Raw genomic sequence first — 26,500 nt, forward strand, 5'->3', positions numbered from 1 at the left:
CAAAACGACGACACCAGCGTTGACCGTAAGGCCCGCTGGCAGAACTTGAAAATGAGGATGGAGAATCTTAACAGAGTGTTTCGAGACTGACTTGCACAAACCTGCCGATCTTGAAGGTCAGTCGGGTGGCAGATCGTCACAGGCCTGAAGGATAAAGCCTACGCTGTGATAAAGTCCGCGCCCTGAAAAACGAACAGCCTATTCAGCGTCGTGTTTAAAAGCGCTGATGTCGCGTCAGACCTTTCGGCTCGTGACGGTGGCCTGCCCCTGATATTGCCACCGTTTTCGCGCAGCCTTGCACCCTATAAAAAATCAGAGATGCCGTTATGACCGCTTCTTCCCCTTCTCTATTGCACCGCCTCAAGAACCTGAGCCTGGTCACGCAGATCCTGATCGGTCTGATTGCCGGTATCGCCCTGGCGATGTTCGCCCCGGATGCGGCGAAAAGCACTGCATTTATCGGCAAGGTATTTGTCTCGGCGCTGAAAGCCGTGGCACCGATTCTGGTGTTTGTGCTGGTGATGGCCTCGATTGCCAATCACAAACACGGCCAGGAAACCCATATTCGGCCGATTCTGTTTCTGTATCTGCTGGGCACGTTCGCTGCGGCGGTAGTCGCGGTGGTTGCCAGCATGGCGTTTCCGTCGCACTTGGTGCTGTCGACCGACAATATTGCCGTGACCGCACCGGGCGGCATCGCCGAAGTGCTGCAAAGCCTGCTGCTGAGCGTGGTCGACAACCCGGTGACCGCGCTGATGAACGCCAACTTCATCGGCATTCTGGCGTGGGCGATCGGCATGGGGGTCGCGATCCGGCATGCCGGTGACACCACCCGCGAAGTGCTGGGTGACCTGTCCAATGGCGTGACCCTGATTGTACGCGTGGTGATTCGCTTCGCGCCGCTGGGCATTTTCGGCCTGGTCGCCTCGACCCTCGCCACCTCGGGCTTCGGCGCGCTGATCGGTTACGCGCATCTGCTGGCCGTGCTGCTCGGCTGCATGCTGTTCGTGGCGCTGGTGATGAATCCGATGATCGTGTTCTGGAAACTGCGTCGCAACCCCTACCCGCTGACCCTCCAGTGCCTGCGCGAAAGCGGCATCACCGCGTTCTTCACCCGCAGTTCGGCGGCGAACATTCCGGTCAACCTGGAATTGAGCAAGCGTCTGGGCCTGCATGAAGATACGTATTCGGTGTCGATCCCGCTGGGCGCGACCATCAACATGGCCGGTGCGGCGATTACTATCACTGTGCTGACCCTGGCGGCCGTGCACACGTTGGGCATTGCCGTGGATATCCCGACCGCAATCCTGCTCAGCGTCGTAGCGGCGATCTGCGCGTGCGGTGCGTCGGGCGTAGCCGGGGGTTCGCTGCTGCTGATCCCGCTGGCGTGCAGCCTGTTCGGTATTCCGAGCGAGATCGCCATGCAGGTGGTCGCGGTTGGTTTCATTATTGGGGTGTTGCAGGATTCGGCGGAGACGGCGTTGAATTCGTCGACTGATGTTTTGTTTACCGCAGCAGCCTGTCTGGGTGAGGAAGAGAAGGCCCAACGCGCCGCGTAATAATCGCTGCAATGAAAAGCCCGCCGAGGTGTGAACCTGGGCGGGCTTTTTTGTGGCTGAGATCTTTACCCCCTCACCCCAACCCTCTCCCCCAAGGGGGCGAGGGGGAAAGGGAGCTGATCGGGGGCTGTTCAGATTCTGAGTTCGACTCGATGGATCAGGTCGATGCAGGACGCAAGAACACAGCGATCAGTCCCCTCTCCCTCCGGGAGAGGGTTAGGCGGGCGGCGTTCCGATTAGGGGCTCTTGGCGATTTAGAACGCGCCCATGTAATCACGCTTGCCCACTTCAACACCGTTATGGCGCAGCAGCGCGTAGGTGGTGGTGACGTGGAAGAAGAACTGCGGCAGACCGTAGGTCAGCAGGTAAGCCTGGCCGCTGAAGCGCTTCTCTTTCGGCGTGCCCGGACGGGTGACGATTTCGATACCTTCCTTGCCATTGATCTGCTCAGGCTTGATCTCGCCGATGTAGGCGAGAACCTTGGCAATCAGCGCTTGCAGCTCGGCGAAAGTGGTTTCAGTGTCGTCGTACTTCGGCACTTCGACTTCAGCCAGACGCGAGGAAACGCCCTTGGCGAAGTCGACCGCGATCTGTACCTGACGCACCAGCGGGAACATGTCCGGGTACAGGCGTGCTTGCAGGAAGGCGTTCGGGTCGATGTTTTTCTCGGTGGCGTGGGCTTCAGCCTTTTTCAGCACATCGCTCAGGGCGTTGAGCATTTGTTGAAAAACCGGGACGGATGCGGCGTACAGGGAAATGGTCATGGCAGTCTCGTGTAGTGGCTGGGTGGATCGTGGGGGCGATTATAGCCATGCTTGATGACCACACGGCTTGCCTTTTGTTTGGCAAGGATTAGGCTAAGCGCCTTCGACTGCAAAGGGAACGCGCGATGACCACCGAACAAGAATCCACCTTTGACGAGCCACGGCTCAACGCCACGGAAATCCGTATTCTGGGTTCGCTGATCGAGAAACAGGCGACCAGCCCGGAAACCTATCCGCTGACCCTCAACGCGCTGGTAACGGCCTGCAATCAGAAAACCAGCCGCGAACCGGTGATGAACCTCACCCAAGGCCAGGTCGGCCAGAGCCTGCGCGCCCTCGAAGGGCGTGGTTTCGCCAAACTGGTCATGGGCAGCCGCGCCGACCGCTGGGAGCACAAGGTCGACAAGGCGCTGGAACTGGTGCCGGCGCAGGTGATTCTGAGTGGTTTGATGTTTCTGCGCGGCCCGCAAACCATCAACGAATTGCTCACCCGCAGCGGACGCATGCATGATTTTGAAGATGCCGAGCAGGTGGTGCATCAGCTGGAGCGCTTGATTGCGCGCGGGCTGGCGGTGTTGATTCCGCGTCAGGCGGGGCAGCGCGAGGATCGCTATACCCATGCGCTGGGTGATCCGGCGGATATCGAGGCGATTCTGGCGGCTCGGCAGAATCCGGGGGAACGTGCGAGCGGCGGTGTTTCGGTCGAGCGCATCGAAGAGCTGGAAGCGCGGATTGCAGCGCTGGAAGAACGCCTGGCGCGCCTCGAATAACCACCACAAATCCAAGGCAGGAGTGAGCCTGCTCGCGATAGCGGAGTGTCATCCAAAGATGATGTGACTGGCACGACGCCATCGCGAGCAGGCTCACTCCTACAGGGGTTCTACGTTTTATTCCCCATCCCAGTAATCAACGCCATCCGCCTGCCGTGCCACGGCGACAAAGCCTGAGGCGTTGCCCTCGGCATCGACACTGAAGTTGTCCATCACTGCGTACTTGTTCGAATCCGGGTATTCACAGATGTCCGGTTGCTGCTGGGTGCTGAGTGCCAGATAACGTAATTCAGCCTGGCTGGTATTGATGATCTGATGCGCCTTTTCCGGGCCACCCGCCGGGCAAGCGATCACGTCTCCGGCGCGGATCGGGAAGCGCTCGGCGCCGAGGCGCACCTCGCCCTCCCCGGCCACCACGTAAAACATCTCTTCATTGACCCGATGACTGTGAAACGGGCTGCCGCGCATGCCCGGCGGCAACGCATACAAACGATAACCGAGCTTCTGCGCACCGAGTTGCTGACCGATTCGGGCCATGCGCTGCTGGTAGCGCCCGGCGGTTTCGCCTTCTGGCGCCAGGGCTGCGGGAAGCGGTTCGAGTTCGACCTGATGCAGGTTGAGGATGGGCGGATGCATGCTGACCTCGGTTTTTTGCGTGTGGGCAAGTCTGTGCTTGCTGGGAGATTCAGTGTAGGCAACCGATAAACCGCGGTGACTTCATCGCTGGCAAGCCAGCTCCCACAGGTATCGGGCTGGAATACAAATATGTGAACAGTCCCCGGCATTGTGGAGCTGGCTTGCCAGCTCTCACAGGTATCGGGGTGGAATACAAGTATGTGAACAGTCCCCGGCATTGTGGGAGCTGGCTTGCCAGCGATGGGGCCCGCTCGTTCACCACAGAATCTGCAGCATCAGCTACGTGCGAAATTCACCGCTGCCTGAAACTGCTCCTCGGTCGGCCGCACCCCGGTGTACAACACAAACTGCTCCAGCGCCTGGATCGCAATCACCTCAAGTCCGGTAATCACCCGCTTGCCTTCGGCCCGGCCACGCACGATCAGCGGTGTTTCCGACGGAATCGCCACCACATCGAACACCGTCTCTGCGGCCGCGATCACCTCAGGCTCAAACGCCAACTGCCCCGCTTCCGGGCCGCCATCCATACCAACCGGGGTAACGTTGATCAGCATCTGCACACGTTCATCGCCCAGTTCAGCCTGCCAGCGATAGCCCAGCGAGTCCGCCAGCGCACGCCCGGCGCGCTCGTTGCGGGCGATGATCAAACCGTTTTTATAGCCACCATCGCGCAAGGCACTGGCCACCGCTTTGGCCATGCCGCCGCTGCCGCGCAGAGCGAAAGTCGATGTCTTGGGCACCGCATGGGTTTCCAGCAACTGCGCGACGGCGATGTAATCGGTGTTGTAGGCCTTGAGATGGCCCTTTGTGTTGACGATGGTGTTGATCGACTGGATCGCCGCCGCCGAGGCATCCAGCTCATCGACCAGCGCGATGCAGGCTTCCTTGAACGGCATCGACACGCCGCAGCCACGAATGCCCAACGCCCGAATCCCGCCGACCGCACCGGTCAGATCCTGGCTGCTGAAGGCCTTGTAGTAGAAATTCAGGCCCAACTGCTCATACAAATGGTTATGAAAACGCAGACCAAAATTCCCCGGGCGCCCCGACAGGGACATGCACAGCTGGGTGTCTTTGTTCGGATTCATCTGCATGAAACTTCTCCTTCAAACGCACTTTCGGATGGACGGGATTAGCCAGCCCATCGGGTTCTGAACGATCATAGCGGCCTGTCTGCACGGTGCTGAGCGGCCATGGCATGGCCCGGTAAAGAAGCCGGTACAGACCTTACACAAAATTTACTCAGTGACCGTGCTGTTTTTCAAAATGTTGCTGTCTTAGAAGTATCCCCGCGACAACTGTGGGCCTGGTGCAGGCCCGGACGCCGGGTCGAAGAACCGAGGATTTATCATGATTCGTAAACTCCCCATTATGGCCTTACTGATTGGCGCACTCGCGGTCACAGGCCAGGCAGAAGCCGGTGGTGGCCATGGCTGGCAAGGCCCTGCGGTGTTTGGTGCGATCGTCGGCTCGGCCATCATCGGCTCGGCGCTGATCAACCAGGACCGGCCGGTGTACGTGCAGCAACAGCCGGTTTACGTTCAGCCACAACCGGTCTACGTGCAGCAACCGCCTCCACCGGTCTACTACCAGCCAGCCCCGGTTTATGTGCAACAACCGGTGTATGTGCAACCGGCCCCGGTTTACTACGGCCCTCCGCGTGGTTACTACGGCCATCCGCACGGCTACTACGGCGGCCCACGCTGGTAATCGAAAACAAAGCCCCGCTTTTATAGCGGGGCTTTTTTGTGACCGTCGGTCGGCCAACGTCTGAAAAAATCTCGCAAAGGTCGCTGTGAGGACAGTTTCAACCGTTAAAGTCGGCATGATTGAGTCGACCGTTCGCATCTTTCGCTTGAAACGGTCATTTTTTTGTCATGACGGAACCGCACTCTGAATCCGTCCGTAAACAACAGGTTGATAACAACAAGGACGACTCCATGCCTACACAAAATCCGCACCGCATCGTCGGCTTGTGCACCTCAAGCAAGGTGTACAACGTTTTGACCGAGCTCAAGCACCTGGAAGGTCACCGCTGCGCCAAGTTACTTTCGCTGCTGGCGGAAAATCTGGTGCACAAGGGCCTGCTCAATGAGCACGAAGTGGTGCACATGCTTGACCAGGTTGTCGATTGAAACAGCCCTCACTGTTATCAATGACCACTATCGAAAGCGTTGATTGTCCCTGAGAACGGCGAGCCCCTAAGGTAGCCCCATCGTTTGATGGAGGTACGCGTCATGGCTCAGGTTCAAATCATGTCAGTGATCGGTAGCGCCGTTCCCGCACCACTCAGGGAGCTGGGATTGCTCGCCTGTTGGTACGTAGTGCGTGACGGCGAGGCGATCAGCGGCCCGTTGACTTCCTTGCCGGCCGCTCAGGCGCTGTCGCAAAAGATCGTCGGCAGAGCGTTTCACGCCTAAGGCAGCTGGACTTTGGGTTTTGTCTCGATGAACAAGGCCCAGCTCGACATGAACAGCGCGGCAATCAACGGCCCGATGACAAAGCCGTTCAAGCCGAACACCGCCAGCCCGCCCAAGGTCGAGATCAGAATCAGGTAATCAGGCATGCGCGTGTCCTTGCCCACCAGAATCGGGCGCAGCACGTTGTCCACCAAACCGATCACGAACACCCCGAACAAGCCCAGCACCACGCCCTGCCAGATCATCCCGCTGAGCAGGAAGTACACCGCCACCGGCGCCCAGACAATCCCCGCCCCCACCGCTGGCAACAGCGATAGAAACGCCATCAACACCGCCCAGAGCAATGCGCTGGGGATATCGAGAAACCAGAAAATCGCCCCACCCAGTGCGCCTTGCGTGATCGCCACGACCAGGTTGCCCTTGACCGTCGCCCGCACCACCCGGTTGAACTTCAGTTGCAGGCGACGTTTGTGATGCTCTTCCAACGGCACCGCGATGCGTATCTTGCGCACCAACTCCGCGCCATCGCGCAGAAAGAAAAACAGCAGATACAGCATGATGAAAAAGCTCACCACAAACTCGAACGTGCCCTGGCCAAAACTGAACGCCTGACTCGCCAGCACCTGGCTGCCCTGCATCGCTGCTTTGACGATTTTCTCGCGCACGCCGTTGAGTTCGCCCATGCCGAAGCGGTCGAGCAGATTCTGGAAGTAATGCGGCAGGCTGTGTTTGAACTGCGCCAGATACGCTGCGATATCAAGTTTGCCGCTTTCAATATTGCTGTAGAGCGTCGCGCCTTCCTGCACCAGCAGCACACTGAGAATGATCACCGGCAAAATCGCAATCACCAGGCAGATGCTTAACGTACACAGCGAGGTCAGGTTGCGTTGCCAGCCGAATTTCATCTGCAAGCGGCGTTGCATCGGCGCAAACAGAATGCCGAGGATTACCGCCCAGAACACCGCACCGTAAAACGGCAGCAGAATCCAGATGAAGGCCACCGTGACCAGCACCAGCAGCACGGTCAGGGATTTGAATTGAAGACTTTTTACGTTCATGTCCGGTCCATGTCAGTCAGGCGTCATGCACGCCCCGGTTGTTAGTCAGCCGGAGCGTGCACGAGTGCCATCTTTATTCATGGAGCATAGTTGCGGATCAGCGCAGGCTGATTAGCGAACCGGCAGTTTGATGATCTGCGCGGTGCTCAGCACGTCACCGAAGGTGTCTTCGACTTCCGTCAGCGCTGCGTTGTGCAGTGAATCCTTGTCGATGGAAGCACCATTGGCACGAGTGATTGCGCGGGTCGCCGAGGCATCGGACGCGACGATCACGTTGTAACCCAGCGGCGCGGCATCACGCGCGGCACCGGCGACGCAGGCGTGGGTCATCAGGCCGGCGATGATTACGGTTTCAATTCCGGATTTCTTCAGGCCCTCGTTGAGATCGGTGCTGCCGAACACGCTGACCGTGGTCTTTTGCAGCACAACATCGTTGGCGCGTGGCTGCATGTCCTTATGAAACTTCACCGTTTCGCCATCGATCGCAAACACCGCCGAACCGGCCGGGGCGACATGCTGAACGTGGTAGACCGGGATCTTGTGGCGATCGGCGAAGGCAATCAGCTCGCGGGTTTTCGCCAGTGCGGCGGCACCGTCGGGGATTGGCATCTTGCCGGTGAAGTATTCGTTCTGGAAATCGATCACCAACAGTGCGGATTTACCCGCTGGCAAATGATCGGTCGGCGTGGCGCCGGACATTGCCCGGATGGTCGGCTGGCTGTCCGCCACAGCGGCGGTGCTGGCCAACACACCGGAAAATGCACAAGCGGCAAGAAAACGACGGGTAAAACGTTGCATGGGACTTTCCTTTTGCTATCGAGTGGGTGGGCAAAGGTTAGCGCGCATCGCCCCATCGAACACAGCGCAACCGGCACATGATCTGTGCTGTTTTTGCACAGATTCCCGCCACTCGCTGAAACATAGATCCAGATCAACAAAGCCGATCTGCAAGCGCATTACCCTGCCGCGCTTTTGCGATCGACGCCGCCATGAACCCCACGCCTGCCCTCGCCGCCCCGGAACTGCTCGCCCCCGCCGGCACCCTGAAAAACATGCGTTATGCCTTCGCCTACGGCGCCGATGCGGTCTACGCCGGCCAGCCCCGTTACAGCCTGCGAGTGCGCAACAATGAGTTCGATCACGCCAATCTGGCACTGGGCATTCGCGAGGCGCAGAGGCAGGGCAAGCGTTTCTATGTGGTGGTCAACATCGCCCCGCACAACGCCAAACTGAAGACCTTTCTCAAGGACTTGGCACCGGTCATCGAGATGGCGCCGGATGCGCTGATCATGTCTGACCCGGGGCTGATCATGCTGGTGCGCCGGCATTTCCCGCAGATGCCGATTCACCTCTCGGTGCAGGCCAACACGGTGAACTGGGCCAGCGTCGAGTTCTGGCAGTTACAGGGTCTGAGCCGGATCATCCTGTCGCGGGAATTGTCGCTGGAGGAAATAGGCGAAATCCGCGAACAGGTGCCGGGCATGGAGCTGGAAGTGTTTGTCCACGGCGCGCTGTGCATGGCCTATTCCGGGCGCTGCCTGCTGTCGGGATACATGAACAAGCGCGATGCCAATCAGGGCACCTGCACCAACGCCTGCCGCTGGAAATACTCGGCCCAGGAGGCCACGGAAAACCAGCTCGGCGAGATCGTCCAGACCTTCCAGCCCGAACCGACCCTGGGCCTCGGCGCGCCAACCGACCAGGTGTTCCTGTTGCAGGAAGCCAACCGCCCCGACGAACTGATGCCGGCCTTCGAAGACGAGCACGGCACCTACATCATGAACGCCAAGGACCTGCGCGCAGTGCAGCACGTCGAACGCCTGACACGCATGGGCGTGCACTCATTGAAGATCGAGGGCCGGACCAAATCGCACTTCTATTGCGCGCGCACCACTCAGGTCTATCGGCGGGCCATCGATGATGCAGTGGCCGGGCGCGAGTTTGATCGAAGTTTGATGCTTGATCTGGAATCGCTGGCCCAGCGCGGTTACACCGAAGGTTTCCTGCGCCGTCATGTGCATGACGAGTACCAGAATTATCAGCACGGCAGCTCCGTGTCGGAGCGCCAGCAATTTGTTGGCGAGCTGACCGGCGAGCGGCGTGATCGTCTGGCCGAGGTCAAGGTGAAGAACCGTTTTGCCTTGGGCGATCATCTGGAATTGATGACGCCCATGGGTAACTTTCACTTTGATCTGCATGAACTGCACAACCTCAAGGGTGCAGCGATCGAGGTGGCGCAGGGGGATGGGCATACGGTGTATGTGCCGATTCCGGATGCGGTGGATTTGCGGTTCGGGTTGTTGATGCGCGATTTGCGTGATGCCTGAAAAGCCCCTCACCCTAACCCTCTCCCCGAGGGAGAGGGGATTGATTGGGGGATATTGCAGAGGTACGCCGACCTGGACGCGCAGCGGTGAATCCATAATCGACTCGCTTACTCAGGTCGATGTACAGCGTCAGACACCTCGGGCGGCACGGGCGGCCTTCCGATGAAGGCAGCTTTTCTTACGCCACAAACTCTTCACGCAACATCGCCACAAACGCCTCGCGCGCCGGGTGTACCCCGGCGTTTTCATGCCAATAAAACAGGTTTTCGATGGCGGTCAGTTCAGGAAACTCAAAGCCCACGCACCCCGCGCCTTTGGCGTATTGCTCGAATACGCCTTTGGGCACCAGCGCCACGCCAGCCCCCGCACTCACGCAGCCGACAATCGCACCGTAACTGGCCAGGCTGACTATCGGCAGCGCCTGCCCCTGACGCAACAACCAATGCTCCAGCGCCGCCCGATACGGACAACCTTGCGGCCACATGAACACGGTTTTGTCTTGCAGATCATTGATATCGCGCACCGGCCCAAACGAGGTAGAGGCGATCAGCAGCAACTCTTCGCGATACATCGGCGTGCGTTTGAGCTGCGAGCGTTCGACGTCCACCGCGACAATCGCCCCGTCGAGACGATGACTGACCGTGTCGTCGAGCAACTGCCCCCAAGTGCCGGTGGTGAGTTCCAGCGCCACCTGCGGATAACGCTTGTGAAACTTCGCCAGCAGCCGTGGCAAGCGCCCAGTGGCTGACGACTCGATCGCGCCGATGCGCAGCGGCCCCGAGGGTTCGGCCGATGGATCGACGGCGCGTTTGGCTTCTGCCGTCAGTGCGAGAATCTTTTCGGCATAGGCGAGAAACGTCTGCCCCGCCGGACTGATCCGCAGCCCACGGCCCTCACGCAAAAACAGCGCCACACCCAACTCGGCCTCCAGCGCCTTGATTCGCGCGGTGATGTTCGACGGTACACAAAACAGCTTTTCTGCCGCTCGCGCAATGCTGCCAACCTCGGCCACGGTCTTGAACATACGGATTTGTGCCAGCTCCATACCCATCACTCTGAGTGAACATTCAGCGCAGTATAAGTCAGTTGTGGCGAATGATCGGCCGCCCGGATACTCGGCGCATCAACCCCTCGGTGCCTCAATCATGCAGCCTCCCTCTTCCGTGAAAATTGTTCTGGCCATGGCTTTCGTCGTCGGCTGCTGGGCCTATTCGCCGACCGGCATTCACGTCGGCCTGCAAGCCTACGATCCCGGGCATCTGGCGCTGATGAGGTTTCTGCTGGCATCCGTGTTCATGGCGGTCATCGCCGCATTCAAAGGCATTCGCTTGCCGCGCCTGAACGATGTGCCGCTGCTGTTCGCCTTGGGCTTTTTTGCGGTCAGCCTGCATCACGTCGCGCTGAACATCGGCCAGCAAAGTGTCAGTGCCGGGGCGTCGAGTGTGCTGGCGCAATCGAGTCCGTTGTTCAGCACGTTGCTCGCGCGGTTCGTGTTCAAGGATCAGATCAGCGCCTGGCGTTGGAGTTGTGTGTTGCTCGGGCTTGTCGGCGTGGTGATTGTGGTCAGTGGCGATAGCGGCCTCGGCGAAATGGACGCGCATGGCTTGTTGATCCTGCTGGCGGCGCTGTCGTGGAGCATTTATTTCGCCCTGCAAAAGCATCATGCCCGCCGTTATGACGGCTTGAGCCTGGTGTGCTACGCGGTGTGGTCAGGGACGTTGTTGCTGATGGTTTATTTACCGGGATTGAGCGAGACCGTGATGAAAGCCCCGTTGCGAGTGCAATGGGCGGTGTTGGCGCTGGGGATTTTTCCCAGTGCACTGGCTTATCTGGCGTGGGGTTTTGTGCTCAGGCACGTGGATTTGAGTCGGGCGACGATGACGCTGTATCTAATACCGCCGACGGCGATGGCTATTGCTTCGATGGGATTGGGCGAGCGGCCGAGCATGCTGGTGCTGGTCGGCTCCGCGGTGGTGCTGATCAGTGTGCTGGCGTTGAATCTGGAACAACGGATTTCGCTGGGGCGGACGGCTGGAGTTTGATCCAGGACTGTGCCGAGGCTGATGCCGCCATCGCTGGCAAGCCAGCTCCCACAGGGTTCAAAGGTATACATGGCAGTCATGTACACCCAGAGAGTTCAGGAGTGTATATAACTGCCGAGTACTCCCGCATAAGTGTGGGAGCTGGCTTGCCAGCGATGGGGCCGCCATAGCCAACACATCAGGCAAGCCAGATGCTGATCAGCGCATATCATCCGACAACGGCGTCGGTTCATCTGCCGGCGGCACATCGTCATCCGCCGCCGGATCCTTCCAGTCGTCCGGCCGGTCAGCATCACTCAACGGATCTCGCCCTGGGGGCATTCCCATCGGTGAATCGTGATCGGCCAGGGTCGGTTCATCGGTACCGGGCATCGGGCGGGTCGGGTCGGTGGGGAGAACCCCACCCTGAAACAGCAAATCGTTAGCCATGACGCACCTCACCAGGGAGGTCCGGAAAACCCGGGCCGTACAGGTTGGAATCCCGCCTGTGTGAGCCGTGCTATCGAACGGACCAACGGCGATCAGCCTTGTGCAATGAAGCGGTCACGGCTGTTGCTCAGGTGCAGCCACATGGCGGCACGCGCCGCATCCGGATCCTGGCGCTTGATCGCATTCAGAATCGCCTCGTGCTCAAGGTTCGCCAATTGCCCCAGTTTGCTCAAATCCGCCGCGCCCCGTTCGGCGGCATTGACCCGTGCACGGGGAATCATCGCGCTGCCCAGTTGCTGCATGATCTCGCTGAAGCAGACGTTGCCGGTGGCCTCAGCGATCAGCAGATGAAAGCGCCGGTCCGCCTCGACGCAACTGTCGTTGTTGGCCAGCAGCCGTTGATAGTCGTCGAGCGCCTGACGCATCTGCAGCAATTGCTGTTCGCTGCGTCGCTGTGCAGCCAGTGCAGCGGCCTGCGTTTCCAGGCCCATGCGCAATTCGAGAATGCTGCGCACCCCCAGCGCCGTATCCACATTCAGACGTAGCCCCTGCTCCGGTGCACGCTCAATGACGAACGTGCCGATGCCGTGGCGCGTCTCGACCAACCCCGAAGCCTGCAATTTGGAAATCGCCTCGCGCACCACCGTGCGGCTGACTCCGTGCTCCTGAACGATGGCGTTTTCCGACGGCAGCTTGTCGCCGGGCGACATCTGCCCGAGCAGGATGCTTTGAGTGAGTTTTTCCACCAGATCATGCGCGAGGTTGTGCACGCGTTTTCGGGCGGGAGCGTCGAGGTCTTCTTGCATGGTCGGTTCCGCTGAGGGGGCTTGCGGATCGTAGCACTGAGCGGGTGGCTGACAAGCTTGATTCTAGCTCGGAACGTCATTGAACTTGTATGACAACACTCAATGCTTATCGATTTCCTCAGTACGCCCTCCAATTCAAAACAGCGAGAACCAAGCGATAAGCAACTACATCACCTCGCTATTCTGACCAATAAAACCGGGAATAAAACCTGAAATAGCATAAAAACAATTCCCATCAGAGGAAATTAATCGGTCCTCCCCACTTGTAGGACAAAAAAATCAGGTTGTATGATGTCTATCAACATCGCAACACACAGACCTACCCCGCATAAAAATAATCAGTGGGAGAAAACCAAGTGAAAACCTCCGTCTCCGGGATGAACGAGGGCGTTGATTCAACGCTGGCGTCCGCCATCTCGAAAGTGAAACGCCACGTCCTGCCGCTCTTCGTGATCATGTTCATCGTCAATTACATTGACCGGGTGAACATCGGCTTCGTCCGCACCCACATGGAACACGACCTGGGCATCGGCGCCGCCGCTTACGGCTTCGGCGCCGGCCTGTTCTTCATCGGTTACGCGCTGTTCGAAGTGCCCTCCAACATGCTTTTGCAGAAAGTCGGCGCGCGCATCTGGCTGACTCGCATCATGCTCACCTGGGGACTGATCGCCGCCGGCATGGCGTTCATTCAGAACGAAACCCACTTCTACGTTCTGCGCTTTCTGCTCGGCGTGGCCGAAGCCGGGTTCTTTCCCGGGGTGATTTATTACTTCACCCGTTGGCTGCCAGGCGTGGAACGCGGCAAAGCCATTGCGATCTTCCTCAGTGGTTCGGCCGTGGCGTCGCTGATCTCGGGCCCGCTGTCCGGGCTGCTCCTGCAAATCGAAGGTCTGGGCCTGCACGGCTGGCAATGGATGTATTTCATTGAGGGGATGTTTTCGGTGTGCCTGTGCGTGTTCGTCTGGTTCTGGCTCGACGCCAAACCCCACGACGCGAAATGGCTGACCCGCGCCGAACAGGATGCGCTGGTCACGGCCATCGACGACGAACAGAAGGCCCGCGAGGCCGCCACACCGATCCGGCCATCGATGGGCAAACTGCTCAAGGACCGCCAGATCATTCTGTTCTGCCTGATCTACTTCTTCATTCAACTGACGATCTACGCCGCGACCTTCTGGCTGCCGAGCATCATCAAGAAGATGGGCGAGATGAGCGACTTCCAGGTCGGCTTGTTCAATTCGATCCCGTGGCTGCTGTCGATTGTCGGCATGTATGCCTTCGCCACGTTCTCGGCCAAGTGGAAACACCAGCAGGCATGGGTCGCCACCGCCCTGTTGATCGCTGCGGCGGGGATGTTCATGTCCACCACCGGCGGGCCGATCTTCGCCTTCGTCGCGATCTGCTTTGCGGCGCTGGGTTTCAAATCCGCCTCGTCGCTGTTCTGGCCGATTCCCCAGGCGTATCTGGATGCGCGCATCGCCGCCGCAGTCATCGCCTTGATCAACTCGGTGGGCAACCTCGGCGGCTTCGTTGCGCCGACCACGTTCGGCCTGCTCGAACAACACACCGGCTCGATTCAGGGTGGGCTCTATGGCCTGGCCGCGACCTCGATCATCGCTGCAATCATCGTGTTCTTCGCACGGACTACAGCGAAACCCGCACCGGCCATCGCCGTGGCCGACGCCGCGCCGAAACACGCCTGACTTTCCGTTTCCAGGAAAAAAAACAATGAACGCACACGACACCGCCAAAGCCCCGATCATTACCGCCATGCAAGTCGTCCCGGTGGCCGGTCACGACGGCATGCTGCTCAACCTCAGCGGCGCCCACGGACCTTTCTTCACCCGCAACATTGTCATTCTCAAGGACAACGCCGGCCACACCGGCGTCGGCGAGGTGCCCGGAGGCGAACGCATTCGCCAGACCCTGGAAGACGCACGCAGCCTGGTGATCGGCAGCCCGATCGGCACGTATCAAAAGATCCTCAACCAAGTGCGTCAGACCTTCGCCGACCGCGACGCCGGCGGCCGTGGTCTGCAAACCTTCGACCTGCGCATCACCATCCACGCGGTCACCGGCCTCGAAGCCGCCCTGCTCGACCTGCTCGGCCAGCACCTCGACGTACCGGTCGCGGCGCTGCTCGGCGAAGGTCAGCAGCGTGATCAAGTGAAGATGCTCGGCTACCTGTTTTATGTCGGCGATCAGCGCGAAACCGACCTCGCCTATCGCAGCGAACCGGATGCGGATAATGACTGGTTTCGCCTGCGTCACGAGAAGGCCATGACCGCCGAAGCCGTGGTACGTCTGGCTGAAGCCGCGCATGCGAAGTACGGATTCAAGGACTTCAAGCTCAAGGGCGGCGTCCTCAGTGGCGATGCCGAAATCGAAGCGGTGACGGCACTGGCCGAGCGCTTCCCGGAGGCGCGAATCACCCTCGATCCGAACGGCGCATGGTCACTGAAAGAAGCGATTCGTCTGTGCCGTGATCAGCATCATGTGCTGGCTTACGCAGAAGACCCGTGCGGTGCGGAAAACGGTTATTCCGGCCGCGAAGTGATGGCCGAATTCCGCCGCGCCACCGGGCTGAAAACCGCCACCAACATGATCGCCACCGACTGGCGCGAGATCGGTCACGCGATCCAGTTGCAGTCTGTCGACATCCCGTTGGCCGACCCGCACTTCTGGACCATGCAGGGGTCGGTGCGCGTGGCGCAGATGTGCCATGAGTGGGGCCTGACCTGGGGCTCGCATTCCAATAATCATTTCGATATTTCCCTGGCAATGTTCACTCATGTAGCTGCCGCAGCACCGGGCGACATCACCGCCATCGACACCCACTGGATCTGGCAAGACGGCCAGCGCCTGACCAAAGCACCGCTGCAAATCGTCGACGGTTGCGTGCAAGTGCCGCAAAAACCGGGGCTGGGCGTAGAACTGGACATGGATCAGTTGGCCAAGGCCCACGAACTGTATAAAGGCATGGGCCTGGGCGCGCGGGATGACAGCGTGGCGATGCAGTTTTTGATTCCCGGGTGGAAGTTCGATAACAAGCGGCCGTGTCTGGTGCGCTGACGCTGCAATGCTAACTCCACCGTCCCTGTGGGAGCTGGCTTGCCAGCGATGGCGGTGGATCAGCCGAATAAATGTCGACAGACCTGACGCCATCGCGGGCAAGCCCGCTCCCACAGGGTTCAGGGCTGCCCTGAGATTTGTAGCAGCCAGTTTTTGAACGCGAGCATCGCCGCGCTCTCCGGCCGCGACTGCAACCGTGTCAGCCAATAACTGCCAGTGGTGATCTCGATGGCAAACGGCTGGCAAATCGCATCGGCCGCCAATTGCCGGGCGAACATCAGCGGCGGCGCCAATGCCACCCCGCCGCCCTGCAACGCCGCTTCCATCATTGCCAGTGACGAGTCGAAGACGATGCTCTGCGGCGGCGCCGCCTGGGTCGCCAAACCCGCCGCCTGAAACCACTCCGGCCATTCATCGGTGCGATAGGAACGCAGCAAGGTCTGCTGCAATAGGTCCCCGGGCGTATGTAATTGCCGGGCGATTTCCGGCACGCACAACACCGACAACGGCGCGTCGAGCAACCGCGTCGCTTCGATACCATGCCAGGCGCCAGCGCCGAAGCGGATCGCGTAATCCAGCCCTTCAGCGGCAACATCCACCCGGTTGTTATTAGTCGACAGCCGCAAATCTATGAGCGGATGTTTCAATCGAAAGTCCGCCAGCCTCGGCAACAGCCAACCCACGGCGAACGTGCCGACCGCGCCAACAGTCAACATCTCGCGGTACTGTCCCCCGGCAAGGCGCTCAAGAATCTGCGCGATGTGGTCAAACGAAGTGCTCAACACCGGCAGCAAGGTTTCGCCTTCACTGGTCAGCATCAGCCCGCGGGGCAAGCGTTTGAACAGGGTTACGCTGAGCTGCGCTTCAAGGCTTTTGACCTGATGGCTGACGGCGGCCTGGGTCACGCACAGCTCCACGGCAGCACGGGTGAAGCTCAAATGACGCGCCGACGCCTCGAAAGCGCGCAGTGCGTTGAGCGGCAATTGCGGTCGAATCATGCCCAGCCCTCAATTTTTCTAATGGCTCATCCGAGTTTTCATCGTTTGTCGATGAATGCCAGACTGCCTAAATTGTCGGCGCTGATCAGCCACCTGACGTTTCAATTGCCCGCAGTCTAGCGGGATAACGCCATCAACACTCATGGAGAGTGGTTTACTCATGTCATTCATCAACCCAAGCAAAGTCATTTCCCGCAGCGCTTTCGGCCTGTTCTTCGGCGCCGCTGCCTGCGTTGCCGCACCGCAAACCGACGAACAACTGCAAGCAGTGGTCAACGCTGCTGTCACGCCCGTGATGCAACAACAGAACATTCCTGGCCTGGCCATCGCCCTGACCGTCAACGGTAAGGCGCATTACTTTAACTACGGCGTCGCCGCCAAGGACACCGGGCAGAAAGTCAGCGAAAACACCCTGTTTGAAATTGGCTCGGTGAGCAAAACCTTCACCGCAACGCTCGCCGGATACGCCCAGGCGACGGGCAAACTGGACCTGTCGACCAAGGCCAGCCAACTCTGGCCGGAACTCAAAGACAGTGCCTTCGACAACATCAGCGTGCTGCAACTGGGCACCTACAGCGCCGGCGGTTTGCCGCTGCAATTCCCCGCAGAGGCGGATTCGGCGGACAAGATGCTCGGCTATTACCAACAATGGAAACCGGCTTATCCGCCCGGCAGTCATCGTCAGTATTCCAATCCGAGCCTGGGTTTGTTCGGTTACCTGACGGCGAAGAGCCTTGGCCAGCCATTTGATCAGGCCATGAGCGAAACCCTGCTGCCGAAACTGGGCCTCAAGCACACCTACATTCAAGTGCCCGCGTCCGAAGAGCACCTGTATGCCAAGGGATATGACAAGCAGGATCAACCGGTTCGCGTGAGTCCGGGAGCATTGGATTCCGAAGCCTACGGCATCAAAACCAGCGCGGCGGACATGCTCCGTTACGTCGAAGCCAACCTGAAACCCGCGAGCCTGCAACAGCCGCTGCAAAACGCCGTCGCCGCGACCCACACCGGTTACTACAGCGTGGGCGACATGACCCAAGGCCTGGGCTGGGAGCGCTATGCCTACCCGATCAGCCTGAGCAAACTGCAGGCCGGCAACTCGACAAAGATGGTGACGGACGCGCACAAGGCCAATTGGCTGAATCCGCCACAGCCTGAACCGGCCAATGTGCTGTACAACAAAACCGGCGCGACCGGAGGTTTTGGCGCGTACGTGGCGTTTGTGCCGTCGAAGGATCTGGGCATCGTGATCCTGGCCAACAAGAATTACCCGAATGCGGAACGGGTGAAGATTGCGCATGAAATCTTCAGCGCTCTGAAGGACTGACCCTCACCACAGGGTTCTCTACTCACAAAAAAAATGGGCGACCTCTTGAGGTCGCCCATTTTGTTTCAGCGCTTAAAGCTGCGCCTGCAACCGCCACCCGATGACATCCATCAAGTCACAACTGTCACGCAACGGAATCGCCAACACCCGGGCGAAATCCTGCAACAGCAGCGCATCGTGTCCCTTGCCCTCTTCCAGCGACAGGGTTTCCATCAACTGCGTCACGCAGCGCAAGCGATACGCAGCGGTGCCGTGCAACACGTCGATGGGGGCTTCGCTGTCGATCAGCAAACATGGAATCTTGCAGTCGATACCGGTGATAGGGATGTAGCGCGCCATGTTGAACCTCCGTGTTCAATGTTGAGTTGCGAAGCGCTGTGGGTCGAGATTGTCCAGTGCGCGGTTGACCAGCAACTCGCCGATCACGGCCAACTGCTGAATCGCCAAGGCGAGGCTGCGCTGGGAATAGTCCAGCTTGCAGGCCATGTCGGTGGTCAGAACATTGAGTGAGGCGAGGGTTTCGCAAGCGTGGGTGAGTAGCGTGGGGGTGTCGATATCGGGGCGGAGGGTGAAGACGTAGCTGACAGGATCGGGGTGATTGGGGGCGCGGAGGCGATTGTTGCGGGAGTCGAAGGATCCTGAAGTCATGGGAGATTCAGGAGGATTGGGTGTGTGTTTTTTCATAAATTAAACCCTCGGGACATTTAACGAAAAAACTGCCGAACTCACTTCCACGAGAGGGTGGCAGCTTTGCGCAGGTGTGGAAGTCCGGGACAACCCGAGGAACCCGGTGCACTCGAGAGTGCTCCTGCGCATAGCTGCCATAAGCCACAATGTTGGCATATAAATCGCCGACATGTGTTTACGGGCGCATATGCGCTCTCGGGAAATCACCGGACTTCCACATCCGACCACTGTTTTTTTCAGCGGCCAAAGAAGGGTATTCCCCTGCCCCACAACGCACCAGTTCACCAACGCCGCCGCGACTTGCAGGAAATATCCGCTGTAGACGCAGGCCTTTGCCTCAGACATTTCTGTAGGAATATGCTGCAACGAATTTTGAGGAGCGACTGAATTTGTTGTATCTACACTGCATCGAATCAATCCGTGGCCACGAGTGACATAATGCGCGCCAAAGCATACAAACCGACTGAGCGGCAAAGGGCGTTGTAATGGAAATTAAAGGATTCAAGCTCACCGATGTCGGACCATTTTCCGATTTGAGCGCGGCATTTGCCCCTACCCTAAAACATCACTCGAAAATTACGGTTCTGGTAGGCAACAATGGCGCCGGAAAAACCACCCTTTTACGATCACTTGCCACCTCGCTGAGCTGGCTCATCGCAAGAATTCGCACTGAAAAAGGCAATGGTAACCACCTCATTGATGAGGACATTCGAAACGGTGCCCCCGGGGGCGTAATAACTATTGGTGTAGCGGACGTTACCCATCCAAGGGTACTTGCTGCGGACGGCGACTCAGAAAGCGAAGTGTTTGTATGGGGTATTGCTCGTGCCAAACAAGGACGCAAGGCTTCTTACCATAGCTCTTTAGGCGAGGTAACACTGCTCGCAGACCACTACCGTACCCAACTTACCGCCAGTAACAAAGCCTCCCTCCCCCTGATTGCCTACTACCCGGTCGAACGCTCCGTCCTCGAAATCCCGCTAAAAATCCGCACCAAACACACTTTCGACCAACTCGACGGTTACGACAACTCGCTCAACCGAGGCGTCGACTTCCGCCGTTTCTTCGAATGGTTCCGCGAGCGCGAAGACAGCGAGAACGAGACCGGCATTTCCGACATCGCACTGGCCGAAATCTCCGAAAAATTCGGCACCGACAGCGACGTCTGGAAAACCCTCGCCAACCTGAAAGCCTCCTCCCGCGACCGCCAGTTGACCGCCGTGCGCTCGGCCATCGCCGCGTTCATGCCCGGTTTCACCAACCTGCGTGTGCAACGCAAACCGCGCCTGCACATGGCCATCGACAAGGACGGCGTCACCCTCAACGTCGCCCAACTCTCCCAAGGTGAAAAGTCGATGATGGCGCTGGTCGGCGACATCGCGCGACGTTTGGCGATGATGAACCAGTCGCTGGACAACCCGCTGCACGGTGACGGCATTGTGCTGATCGACGAGGTCGATTTGCACCTGCACCCGAGATGGCAGCGCAGCCTCATTCGGCAGTTGAGCGAAACCTTCCCGAACTGCCAGTTTGTCCTGACCACCCATTCACCGCTAGTGATCAGCGACGCCAAGGATGTGCTGGTTTACGTACTCAATGACGGCGAAATCCACGAACACAACGGCCTGTATGGACTGGATGCCAATCAGGTTTTGCTGGAAGTCATGGACACCGACATCCGTAACAGCGACGTGCAGAAACGCCTCAATCGATTGATGGAATGTTTGCAGGACGGTGAGCTGAAAAAAGCCAATAAGCTTTTCGCCGAGCTTTCCAAGGATCTCCCCGAGGGACATATCGAGCTGGCGAAAGCCGCTTTGCTGATCCGCAAACTGGAGTTGCGCAGTGCGTAAGATTCTCAAAGGAACTGAGCCAGCATCGCTGAGCCAATGGAAGGTCAGAAACAACACCGCTACTTACCGCGATCTACCTGCCGAAGAACGTCAATCCGTTCGCACGGCTTGTATCACCGAACAGTTCGGGCTCTGTGCTTATTGCTGCCAGTCCATCTCCGTTGGCGCCGCACACAACGAACACGTCGCAGCCCAGGATCGATTCCCTGCGCGCACTCTGGATTTCAGCAATATCGTTGCCAGTTGCGACAACCGTCATCACTGTGGGCATGGTCGAAAGACTCAGCCGCTCAAAGTGACACCGCTCATGACTGAGTGCGAAACCGAGCTCAAGTTTTATTTGTCCGGGCGAGTGGTCGGCAAAACCGACCGTGCCACGGAATCAATCAAGACGCTGAATCTGGGTGATACCGAAGAAAGTAATCGGGGACTGATCGAAAAACGAAAGCGAATGGTCGATGACCTTATTTACTCCAAAGGACTGCAACCCAACGAGTTGATCCTGGAAGAGGAAGACCTTCTGAGCTTGCTCCTGGAAGAGTTGGAGAAACCTGAGGACGGCCAGCTCCAGCCCTTTTCACCCGTGCTGGTCAATGTAATCCGCCAGATTCTGCCTTGATGCACAGTTAGCGACAAAACTTGAAGATCAAAAGATCGCAGCCTGCGGCAGCTCCTACATTAGATCTGCGTAGGAGCTGCCGCAGGCTGCGATCTTTTCGCGGGCAATAAAAATGGGCGACCTGCTGAGGTCGCCCACTTTTTTTGATTCAGGCCATGCCTTCAATCATCCGGCATTTCCGGCGGCTTGGCCGCTTTTGCAGGCTTGGTCGGCTTGGCGCCTTTTGCACCTTTGGCCGGTTCCGGCACGGCGGCGGCCGGGGCCTGTGCGGCGGCTGCAGCGGCCGCTTCCTTCTCGGCCATTGGCATGGCGTCGATGGTGTCGAAGATTTTCTTCAGGTCCACTGACTTCGCTTCGTCCCCCGATGCCGAGAGTTTGGTCTCACCGTCCTTGCCCACCAGGAACACTTTCGGATAGGCCCCGGCGCCGAGTTTCAGCGAACGCAATAACGCCATCGTGTCCTGCTGGCCGAGATCCTTGCCGTCGAGCTGACCGGTCATGTTGAGGATGGTGTAGACCTTGATGTTGCGGTCGGCCACACCTTTTTTGTTGGCAGGGTCCTCCAGCGACTTTTTCAGGCTCACCCACACGGGGTCAACGGTGCTTTGCGCGATGACGATCAGCGGTCGGGCGCGGCCCAAGTCTCCAGCAGTCGGCGAATCGTTGTCAGCGGCGAACAAGGGGCCGGCAATCGCCAGCAAGAGTGTCAGGGTCATTGACCTGATGAGCATGCGCATCTCCTTTTGATATCCACGCTCTAATGATTGCGCATCGTGGCGATTGTTCCGGGGTGAGCCGGCAAATATGTTTCGCCTTGTCAGAAGCTTAGGTCAGCCCGGACATTGCGCAACCGGATGCGCGCAATCGTGACGTGGATTTGATTACCTTGCATGAGCGCATTAGGGTGGCAGTTCTGCCGACGAAACGGAGTTCACCCGCATGCACATCGATTACCTTTGCGATCACCCCGAATTGATTGAAGAACTGGCCGAACTCAACTTCAAGGAGTGGGGTGAGTTCCGCACAGGTGACACCCTTGAGGCGCGCACCGAACGCATGCGCGCGGCATGCGGCAAGGGTGCGATTCCCAGCGTCGTGGTGGCGATCGAAGACGGCAAGTTACTCGGTGGCGCGCTGCTGATCGACAGCGATATGAAAACCCGCCCGGACCTGACGCCGTGGCTGGCCGGTGTTTATGTGAAAGCCGAAGAACGTGGGCGCGGGATCGCTTCGCAACTGGTCAATCGAATCGTTGAAGAGGCTGCGGGGCTGGGTGTGCGGGAGTTGTATCTGTACACCGACGCAGCGCAATCACTTTATGCGCGGCTGGGTTGGGAGGTGGTCGAGGATCTGGTCTACGAAGATTTGCCGGTGACGATCATGAAGTACACTTTCGCCGACTGAGACAATCCCTGTGGCGTGGGTGCTTGTCTCAGCCCAGTGCCAAATCGAGTGCCGCCAGTAATTGTTACGGTTCAATGCAGTGCTCGCCGAGTCTGAGTACCCCGCCGTCGAGATCAACGCTCAGCATTACCGATGCGCGATCTCCAGGATATTTGCGCAGGAGCAAGTCGATGCCACTGGCTGTCTCGTCCGCCGTGCCGATCAAATCCCATAGGCTGTCGCCAAGATCCAGCAACACCTGCTGACGCTGCTGATCAACCACAAGCGGCGCATACAGCCAATGGCTCATGCGCATTTCTCGCGGTTCGACGGTAATTGCGATGCGGCCATCGCAATGAAAGGTGGTTTCACTCATGGTCTTTCATCAAAACGCCAATTTGTAACCGATCAACACCAGCATCGTCGCCAGGCACGGGCGCAGCACTTCATCGGAGATGCGCCCGGTCAGGTGACTGCCAAGCCAGATGCCCGGCAACGAACCCACCAGCAAAAAGCCCAGCACGCCCCAATCCATGTTGCCCATGCTCGCGTGGCCAAGACCTGCCACAAGTGTCAGCGGCACGGCGTGAGCGATTTCGGTGCCGACCAGACGGCGCGTTGGCAACAGCGGATAGAGGATGAACAGCGCGACCGTTCCCAGCGCGCCAGCGCCGATCGAGGTCAGGGCAACCATGGTGCCGAGGATCAGACCGGTGATCACCGTCATCACGTTCAGCCGCGAACCGCTGGGGTTGTAGTTGCCACCCGCGCGTTTGTGGGCGAATTCGAGCAGGCGCTTCTTGAAAAAAATCGCCAGCGCCGTCGCGAAGAGTACAAAACCCAACGCCTGCTTGATGATGGCGTTCATCGCGTCCGGCGCGGTGTGCAGGGTGCTGAGGAACCACAGGGTCATGGCCACCGCCGGCACGCTGCCGAGGGTCAGCCAGCCGGTAATGGCCCAATCGATGTTCTTGTTCTTTCTATGGACGAGCACACCACTGGATTTGGTGATGGCCGCGTACAGCAGGTCGGTGCCCACCGCTGTCGCCGGGTTGATGCCGAACCACAGCAGGATCGGCGTCATCAAGGAACCGCCGCCGATACCGGTCATGCCGACGATAAAACCTACCACCAGCCCGGCAATCACCAGGCCGAAATTTGCCAAATCCATTAAGACGTCCAGAAAAACGACAGGAAAAAACTGGCCCGCAGCATAGCGATTTTTCTTATAACCACATATATCGATGCGGTCTATCGTTATGCCATATAGAACTCGCAATCGCTCTACTGTAGGAGTGAGCCTGCTCGCGATAGCGGTTTATCAGTGACCGATTCAGTGACTGACCCAACGCTATCGCGAGCAGGCTCACTCCTACAGGGGGTATTCTGGTGAGCCGCAGATTAGTGCACTCGCCGACCCGGTTTGAAGCTGTGGGTTTTGTTGATCCACACCGTCGCCAAGGCGATCAGCGAAAGGATCAACAGCGCCCACGGAAACGACATCGCCCCTGCCCGATCCAGCAACAGGCCGCCAAACAATCCGCCGCCGGCAATCGCTACGTTCCAGGAGGTGGTGAGCATCGCTTGCACCACGTCGACATGCTCACCGGCCGAGTCCGCCGCCGAGGTCAGTAGCAAGGTGGCCGAGCCGCCAAATGACAAGCCCCACACCGCCATGCAGGCAAAAATGAGCAATGCTGACGGTGTAATCAGCGCCAACACCAGTGCCGTCAGAGCAAACACCGCGAGGCTGATCAGCGTCAGCCAGCGCAACCAGCGATCCACCAAAAAGCCGATGATCCAGATCCCCACCAGCGAGCACAGGCCAAACACCAGCAACACCAGATCGACCCGGTCCGCGAGACCGGCCTGCAGCAGAAACGGTGAGATGTAGGTGTAGAGAATGTTGTGCCCGAGCATCCACGTCAGCACCACAAACAGCACCGGCCGCACACCCGGCAGACGCAACGATTCGAGCAATGGCAGACGCTCGTCACTGGCCTGCCCCGGTCGATCCGGCACCGCAATGACAATCCACGCCGCCAGCACCAGGGCCAGCGCCGACATGATCCCGAACGAGGCACGCCAGCCGATCAGATTGCCCAGCCATGTCCCCGCCGGCGTGCCCAACGACAACGCAACCGGGGTGCCGAGCATGGCAATCGCCAGCGCCCGCCCCTGTTGATGCACCGGCACGATCCCGCGTGCATACCCGGCCATGATCCCCCACGACAGCCCCGCCGCCATCCCGGCGAGAAAGCGCGAAGCCAGGGTCAAACCGTAATGGCTGGAAAACGTGGTGATGGTGTTGAACAGCAGAAACCCGCCCACCGTCATCAACAACACTCGACGCCGAGGCCAGCCACGCGTGGCAACGGTCAGGGGAATCGCCGCGACAATCGAGCCCAGCGCATACAGCGTCACTAGTTGTCCGGCGAGCACTTCGCTGACGTTCAGCCCTGCGCCGATCTGTGGCAGCAGCCCGGCTGGCAGGGTTTCGGTGAGGATGGCGATGAAACCGGTCATGGCGAACGCCAGCAACGCGGCATAGGGCAGTTTGTCGGCACGGGCGGTGCGATCGACACGGCTGAAATCGGCGCTTGCAGGATCGGTCATGAGGGGTGCGGCTCCATTTTGATCAATAGCGGCGATGGATTGTATACAAAAAACCGCACTGGCTATCCGTCAATGTGGGAGCTGGCTTGCCAGCGATAAGGTCGGGTCAGCCGGCGTTGGGTTGGCTGACCCACCGCCATCGCTGGCAAGCCAGCTCCCACAGGGTTTTGTGCTGCATTGATCAGCATCGCCACCCCAACCGAACTCACTGCACCGGCAAGAAATTCAGGAACAGCAGACTCTGCGCGTAGTTCAGACCGATCCGCCGGTAGCGCTCATCGAGCATTTGCGTCAGCAAATCCAGGCGCGCGACGATTTTGCTGAACTCGGTGGCGAAGCTCAGGTTGCTGCCCTCCTCCGAGATCTCATTGGAGAACAACAACGGCTGGCCTTCCTTGTTCTGCCGTTGCGACAGAATCCACATGGCCTTCTCAATATTGCGCGCCGAGTTGTGCACAAACGTCGGATTGATCGCGTCGGTCATGTAGAACTCGGTGCGATTGCCATGGGCAGTCACCAGCATGCTGCCAATGGCATAGATGAACGCACCGACCCGGTCACCGAGAAACTCCGGGCTCATCGCATAGCTGAGCGCGGCCAGATCCTTGCGACCGCCGAGCACCGGCAACGGCTGTTGCTGCTCGATCGCCAGGCGCACCTGTTTCACCGCGGTGTTGATATTGAGGAAACCGGATTTGCGCAGCTCTTCGGGGTTACGCAGGTACAGCTTGCCCATCAAGCGGTAGAGGCTGTTGAGGTTGTCGCGCATCGCCATCGTGGCCATGCGATCGACGCTGGTCTGCAGGAATTCCTGCGGCTGACCTTCACGCATCTGATTGAAGAAACCGTTGCCGTCCTGATGGCTGCAACCGCTGAACAACAGCGACGACAGACACACCAGCAGCAAGCACGGTCGGCGAAAAAATATGGTGATCAGGTCAAAAACGCTCGGCATGAATTCTCGAACAGGCACATTCCTGTGCGGCGGGAGTCACCGCATCCTGGCCATGGATAGAGCCGCCGATTGCAAAAAAGTGCAGTGCTCACAGTGTTTCCCGACCTTCGGCAACCATTTAGTCCGACTTTATCATTGCAATAAACGCTTAATCGGCTATAAATTTTCACTCAAATCTT

At 58.8% G+C, this 26,500-nt stretch carries 29 protein-coding genes; 13 read left to right on the forward strand and 16 right to left on the reverse strand.

What is annotated here, in order from left to right; genetic code table 11:
• The first annotated feature begins 326 nt into the window (after positions 1-326).
• A complete protein-coding gene (sstT, locus tag ACVVH8_RS19255) occupies positions 327-1,559 on the forward strand; it encodes a serine/threonine transporter SstT (protein ID WP_103305221.1) in 1,233 nt (410 codons plus the stop codon).
• A 254-nt stretch (positions 1,560-1,813) separates the two neighbouring features.
• Here the strand turns inward: sstT and ACVVH8_RS19260 are convergent, their stop codons facing one another.
• Positions 1,814-2,323 carry a DUF1993 domain-containing protein gene (locus ACVVH8_RS19260; RefSeq protein ID WP_123529389.1) on the reverse strand — a complete coding sequence of 170 codons (510 nt, stop codon included), beginning with the start codon at positions 2,321-2,323 and terminating at the stop codon, positions 1,814-1,816.
• Between the two features lie 125 nt (positions 2,324-2,448).
• On the opposite strand from ACVVH8_RS19260, the gene ACVVH8_RS19265 reads away from it, so the two are divergent.
• The gene (locus ACVVH8_RS19265; protein ID WP_103306619.1) at positions 2,449-3,093 is read left to right on the forward strand and encodes a YceH family protein; all 645 of its coding nucleotides are present in this window, start codon (positions 2,449-2,451) and stop codon (positions 3,091-3,093) included.
• A gap of 117 nt (positions 3,094-3,210) precedes the next feature.
• Here ACVVH8_RS19265 and ACVVH8_RS19270 read toward each other — a convergent pair whose 3' ends face one another.
• Both ACVVH8_RS19270 and ACVVH8_RS19275 read right to left on the reverse strand, forming a co-directional pair.
• Complete coding sequence (locus ACVVH8_RS19270) at positions 3,211-3,729, reverse strand: cupin domain-containing protein (RefSeq protein WP_475225656.1); 519 nt, start codon at positions 3,727-3,729, stop codon at positions 3,211-3,213.
• A gap of 275 nt (positions 3,730-4,004) precedes the next feature.
• Positions 4,005-4,823, reverse strand: coding sequence for a shikimate 5-dehydrogenase (locus ACVVH8_RS19275; protein WP_212809586.1), 819 nt, complete (start codon positions 4,821-4,823; stop codon positions 4,005-4,007).
• A gap of 256 nt (positions 4,824-5,079) precedes the next feature.
• Between ACVVH8_RS19275 and ACVVH8_RS19280 the strand changes: the two genes are divergently transcribed.
• The 3 genes from ACVVH8_RS19280 to ACVVH8_RS19290 all read left to right on the forward strand — a co-directional run bounded on the left by ACVVH8_RS19280 (position 5,080) and on the right by ACVVH8_RS19290 (position 6,149).
• Entirely contained in the window at positions 5,080-5,439 is a 360-nt protein-coding gene (locus ACVVH8_RS19280) for a hypothetical protein (protein WP_212809588.1), read from the forward strand.
• A gap of 230 nt (positions 5,440-5,669) precedes the next feature.
• Positions 5,670-5,864 carry a hypothetical protein gene (locus ACVVH8_RS19285; RefSeq protein WP_103306624.1) on the forward strand — a complete coding sequence of 65 codons (195 nt, stop codon included), beginning with the start codon at positions 5,670-5,672 and terminating at the stop codon, positions 5,862-5,864.
• A gap of 102 nt (positions 5,865-5,966) precedes the next feature.
• A complete protein-coding gene (locus tag ACVVH8_RS19290; RefSeq protein ID WP_475225658.1) occupies positions 5,967-6,149 on the forward strand; it encodes a hypothetical protein in 183 nt (60 codons plus the stop codon).
• Here the strand turns inward: ACVVH8_RS19290 and ACVVH8_RS19295 are convergent.
• Positions 6,146-7,207, reverse strand: coding sequence for an AI-2E family transporter (locus ACVVH8_RS19295; RefSeq protein WP_103306626.1), 1,062 nt, complete (start codon positions 7,205-7,207; stop codon positions 6,146-6,148). The two genes, ACVVH8_RS19290 and ACVVH8_RS19295, sit on opposite strands and share 4 nt — an antisense overlap.
• A 111-nt stretch (positions 7,208-7,318) precedes the next feature.
• A complete protein-coding gene (locus ACVVH8_RS19300; RefSeq protein ID WP_475225661.1) occupies positions 7,319-8,005 on the reverse strand; it encodes a cysteine hydrolase family protein in 687 nt (228 codons plus the stop codon).
• Positions 8,006-8,196: 191 nt separating this feature from the next.
• Here ACVVH8_RS19300 and trhP point away from each other — a divergent pair, with 191 nt between their 5' ends.
• Positions 8,197-9,534, forward strand: a complete 1,338-nt coding sequence (gene trhP / locus ACVVH8_RS19305; protein ID WP_475225664.1) for a prephenate-dependent tRNA uridine(34) hydroxylase TrhP — start codon at positions 8,197-8,199, stop codon at positions 9,532-9,534.
• 178 nt (positions 9,535-9,712) lie between these two features.
• On the opposite strand, the gene ACVVH8_RS19310 is transcribed toward trhP, so the two are convergent.
• Positions 9,713-10,579, reverse strand: coding sequence for a LysR family transcriptional regulator (locus ACVVH8_RS19310; protein WP_212809593.1), 867 nt, complete (start codon positions 10,577-10,579; stop codon positions 9,713-9,715).
• 100 nt (positions 10,580-10,679) lie between these two features.
• Between ACVVH8_RS19310 and ACVVH8_RS19315 the strand changes: the two genes are divergently transcribed.
• Positions 10,680-11,576 carry a DMT family transporter gene (locus ACVVH8_RS19315; RefSeq protein ID WP_475225666.1) on the forward strand — a complete coding sequence of 299 codons (897 nt, stop codon included), beginning with the start codon at positions 10,680-10,682 and terminating at the stop codon, positions 11,574-11,576.
• Between the two features lie 198 nt (positions 11,577-11,774).
• Here ACVVH8_RS19315 and ACVVH8_RS19320 read toward each other — a convergent pair whose 3' ends face one another.
• Together ACVVH8_RS19320 and ACVVH8_RS19325 are read right to left on the reverse strand one after the other, a co-directional pair.
• Positions 11,775-12,005, reverse strand: coding sequence for a hypothetical protein (locus ACVVH8_RS19320; RefSeq protein WP_475225669.1), 231 nt, complete (start codon positions 12,003-12,005; stop codon positions 11,775-11,777).
• A 92-nt stretch (positions 12,006-12,097) separates the two neighbouring features.
• Positions 12,098-12,811, reverse strand: coding sequence for a FadR/GntR family transcriptional regulator (locus tag ACVVH8_RS19325; RefSeq protein ID WP_475225671.1), 714 nt, complete (start codon positions 12,809-12,811; stop codon positions 12,098-12,100).
• Positions 12,812-13,167: 356 nt separating this feature from the next.
• On the opposite strand from ACVVH8_RS19325, the gene ACVVH8_RS19330 reads away from it, so the two are divergent.
• Both ACVVH8_RS19330 and gudD read left to right on the forward strand, forming a co-directional pair.
• Positions 13,168-14,514, forward strand: a complete 1,347-nt coding sequence (locus ACVVH8_RS19330; RefSeq protein WP_475225673.1) for an MFS transporter — start codon at positions 13,168-13,170, stop codon at positions 14,512-14,514.
• Between the two features lie 25 nt (positions 14,515-14,539).
• The gene (gene gudD, locus ACVVH8_RS19335; RefSeq protein WP_475225676.1) at positions 14,540-15,883 is read left to right on the forward strand and encodes a glucarate dehydratase; all 1,344 of its coding nucleotides are present in this window, start codon (positions 14,540-14,542) and stop codon (positions 15,881-15,883) included.
• A gap of 119 nt (positions 15,884-16,002) precedes the next feature.
• Here gudD and ACVVH8_RS19340 read toward each other — a convergent pair whose 3' ends face one another.
• A complete protein-coding gene (locus tag ACVVH8_RS19340) occupies positions 16,003-16,881 on the reverse strand; it encodes a LysR family transcriptional regulator (RefSeq protein WP_103306635.1) in 879 nt (292 codons plus the stop codon).
• A 160-nt stretch (positions 16,882-17,041) separates the two neighbouring features.
• Here ACVVH8_RS19340 and ampC point away from each other — a divergent pair, with 160 nt between their 5' ends.
• Positions 17,042-18,208: a class C beta-lactamase gene (gene ampC, locus ACVVH8_RS19345; RefSeq protein WP_475225678.1), complete on the forward strand. Its 1,167-nt coding sequence runs from the start codon at positions 17,042-17,044 to the stop codon at positions 18,206-18,208.
• 72 nt (positions 18,209-18,280) lie between these two features.
• On the opposite strand, the gene ACVVH8_RS19350 is transcribed toward ampC, so the two are convergent.
• A complete protein-coding gene (locus ACVVH8_RS19350; protein WP_103306637.1) occupies positions 18,281-18,547 on the reverse strand; it encodes a hypothetical protein in 267 nt (88 codons plus the stop codon).
• Between the two features lie 15 nt (positions 18,548-18,562).
• Complete coding sequence (locus tag ACVVH8_RS19355) at positions 18,563-18,856, reverse strand: DUF6124 family protein (RefSeq protein ID WP_475225680.1); 294 nt, start codon at positions 18,854-18,856, stop codon at positions 18,563-18,565.
• A gap of 524 nt (positions 18,857-19,380) precedes the next feature.
• On the opposite strand from ACVVH8_RS19355, the gene ACVVH8_RS19360 reads away from it, so the two are divergent.
• Together ACVVH8_RS19360 and ACVVH8_RS19365 are read left to right on the forward strand one after the other, a co-directional pair.
• Positions 19,381-20,748: an AAA family ATPase gene (locus ACVVH8_RS19360; RefSeq protein ID WP_475225682.1), complete on the forward strand. Its 1,368-nt coding sequence runs from the start codon at positions 19,381-19,383 to the stop codon at positions 20,746-20,748.
• Positions 20,741-21,367: a retron system putative HNH endonuclease gene (locus ACVVH8_RS19365; RefSeq protein ID WP_475225685.1), complete on the forward strand. Its 627-nt coding sequence runs from the start codon at positions 20,741-20,743 to the stop codon at positions 21,365-21,367. Before ACVVH8_RS19360 ends, ACVVH8_RS19365 begins: the two co-directional genes overlap by 8 nt.
• Before the next feature lie 161 nt (positions 21,368-21,528).
• Here the strand turns inward: ACVVH8_RS19365 and ACVVH8_RS19370 are convergent, their stop codons facing one another.
• Positions 21,529-22,098, reverse strand: coding sequence for a DUF4174 domain-containing protein (locus tag ACVVH8_RS19370; RefSeq protein WP_475225687.1), 570 nt, complete (start codon positions 22,096-22,098; stop codon positions 21,529-21,531).
• A gap of 208 nt (positions 22,099-22,306) precedes the next feature.
• Here ACVVH8_RS19370 and ACVVH8_RS19375 point away from each other — a divergent pair, with 208 nt between their 5' ends.
• Entirely contained in the window at positions 22,307-22,771 is a 465-nt protein-coding gene (locus tag ACVVH8_RS19375) for a GNAT family N-acetyltransferase (protein ID WP_103306642.1), read from the forward strand.
• 64 nt (positions 22,772-22,835) lie between these two features.
• Here the strand turns inward: ACVVH8_RS19375 and ACVVH8_RS19380 are convergent, their stop codons facing one another.
• From ACVVH8_RS19380 to ACVVH8_RS19395, 4 genes are all read right to left on the reverse strand, one after another.
• Positions 22,836-23,126, reverse strand: a complete 291-nt coding sequence (locus ACVVH8_RS19380) for a hypothetical protein (RefSeq protein ID WP_475225690.1) — start codon at positions 23,124-23,126, stop codon at positions 22,836-22,838.
• Positions 23,127-23,135: 9 nt separating this feature from the next.
• Complete coding sequence (locus ACVVH8_RS19385) at positions 23,136-23,921, reverse strand: sulfite exporter TauE/SafE family protein (RefSeq protein ID WP_475225692.1); 786 nt, start codon at positions 23,919-23,921, stop codon at positions 23,136-23,138.
• Positions 23,922-24,151: 230 nt separating this feature from the next.
• Complete coding sequence (locus ACVVH8_RS19390) at positions 24,152-25,366, reverse strand: MFS transporter (protein WP_475225694.1); 1,215 nt, start codon at positions 25,364-25,366, stop codon at positions 24,152-24,154.
• A gap of 205 nt (positions 25,367-25,571) precedes the next feature.
• Positions 25,572-26,321, reverse strand: coding sequence for a hypothetical protein (locus tag ACVVH8_RS19395; protein WP_475225697.1), 750 nt, complete (start codon positions 26,319-26,321; stop codon positions 25,572-25,574).
• Between the last annotated feature and the right edge of the window lie 179 nt (positions 26,322-26,500).

The sequence above is a fragment of the Pseudomonas trutticola BRTCR10 genome (assembly GCF_056155105.1).

Bases quoted from the DNA above. Each gene is read 5' to 3' on its own strand.
- ACVVH8_RS19270 (WP_475225656.1), bottom strand. From the start codon at position 3,729: ATGCATCCGCCCATCCTCAACCTGCATCAGGTCGAACTCGAACCGCTT.
- ACVVH8_RS19360 (WP_475225682.1), top strand. From the start codon at position 19,381: ATGGAAATTAAAGGATTCAAGCTCACCGATGTCGGACCATTTTCCGAT.
- ACVVH8_RS19295 (WP_103306626.1), bottom strand. From the start codon at position 7,207: ATGAACGTAAAAAGTCTTCAATTCAAATCCCTGACCGTGCTGCTGGTG.
- sstT (WP_103305221.1), top strand. From the start codon at position 327: ATGACCGCTTCTTCCCCTTCTCTATTGCACCGCCTCAAGAACCTGAGC.
- ACVVH8_RS19320 (WP_475225669.1), bottom strand. From the start codon at position 12,005: ATGGCTAACGATTTGCTGTTTCAGGGTGGGGTTCTCCCCACCGACCCG.
- ACVVH8_RS19380 (WP_475225690.1), bottom strand. From the start codon at position 23,126: ATGAGTGAAACCACCTTTCATTGCGATGGCCGCATCGCAATTACCGTC.
- ACVVH8_RS19340 (WP_103306635.1), bottom strand. From the start codon at position 16,881: ATGATTCGACCGCAATTGCCGCTCAACGCACTGCGCGCTTTCGAGGCG.
- gudD (WP_475225676.1), top strand. From the start codon at position 14,540: ATGAACGCACACGACACCGCCAAAGCCCCGATCATTACCGCCATGCAA.
- ACVVH8_RS19280 (WP_212809588.1), top strand. From the start codon at position 5,080: ATGATTCGTAAACTCCCCATTATGGCCTTACTGATTGGCGCACTCGCG.
- trhP (WP_475225664.1), top strand. From the start codon at position 8,197: ATGAACCCCACGCCTGCCCTCGCCGCCCCGGAACTGCTCGCCCCCGCC.
- ACVVH8_RS19325 (WP_475225671.1), bottom strand. From the start codon at position 12,811: ATGCAAGAAGACCTCGACGCTCCCGCCCGAAAACGCGTGCACAACCTC.
- ampC (WP_475225678.1), top strand. From the start codon at position 17,042: ATGTCATTCATCAACCCAAGCAAAGTCATTTCCCGCAGCGCTTTCGGC.
- ACVVH8_RS19290 (WP_475225658.1), top strand. From the start codon at position 5,967: ATGGCTCAGGTTCAAATCATGTCAGTGATCGGTAGCGCCGTTCCCGCA.
- ACVVH8_RS19355 (WP_475225680.1), bottom strand. From the start codon at position 18,856: ATGACTTCAGGATCCTTCGACTCCCGCAACAATCGCCTCCGCGCCCCC.
- ACVVH8_RS19285 (WP_103306624.1), top strand. From the start codon at position 5,670: ATGCCTACACAAAATCCGCACCGCATCGTCGGCTTGTGCACCTCAAGC.
- ACVVH8_RS19385 (WP_475225692.1), bottom strand. From the start codon at position 23,921: ATGGATTTGGCAAATTTCGGCCTGGTGATTGCCGGGCTGGTGGTAGGT.
- ACVVH8_RS19310 (WP_212809593.1), bottom strand. From the start codon at position 10,579: ATGGAGCTGGCACAAATCCGTATGTTCAAGACCGTGGCCGAGGTTGGC.
- ACVVH8_RS19260 (WP_123529389.1), bottom strand. From the start codon at position 2,323: ATGACCATTTCCCTGTACGCCGCATCCGTCCCGGTTTTTCAACAAATG.
- ACVVH8_RS19300 (WP_475225661.1), bottom strand. From the start codon at position 8,005: ATGCAACGTTTTACCCGTCGTTTTCTTGCCGCTTGTGCATTTTCCGGT.
- ACVVH8_RS19390 (WP_475225694.1), bottom strand. From the start codon at position 25,366: ATGACCGATCCTGCAAGCGCCGATTTCAGCCGTGTCGATCGCACCGCC.
- ACVVH8_RS19350 (WP_103306637.1), bottom strand. From the start codon at position 18,547: ATGGCGCGCTACATCCCTATCACCGGTATCGACTGCAAGATTCCATGT.
- ACVVH8_RS19265 (WP_103306619.1), top strand. From the start codon at position 2,449: ATGACCACCGAACAAGAATCCACCTTTGACGAGCCACGGCTCAACGCC.
- ACVVH8_RS19275 (WP_212809586.1), bottom strand. From the start codon at position 4,823: ATGCAGATGAATCCGAACAAAGACACCCAGCTGTGCATGTCCCTGTCG.
- ACVVH8_RS19315 (WP_475225666.1), top strand. From the start codon at position 10,680: ATGCAGCCTCCCTCTTCCGTGAAAATTGTTCTGGCCATGGCTTTCGTC.
- ACVVH8_RS19370 (WP_475225687.1), bottom strand. From the start codon at position 22,098: ATGCTCATCAGGTCAATGACCCTGACACTCTTGCTGGCGATTGCCGGC.
- ACVVH8_RS19375 (WP_103306642.1), top strand. From the start codon at position 22,307: ATGCACATCGATTACCTTTGCGATCACCCCGAATTGATTGAAGAACTG.
- ACVVH8_RS19395 (WP_475225697.1), bottom strand. From the start codon at position 26,321: ATGCCGAGCGTTTTTGACCTGATCACCATATTTTTTCGCCGACCGTGC.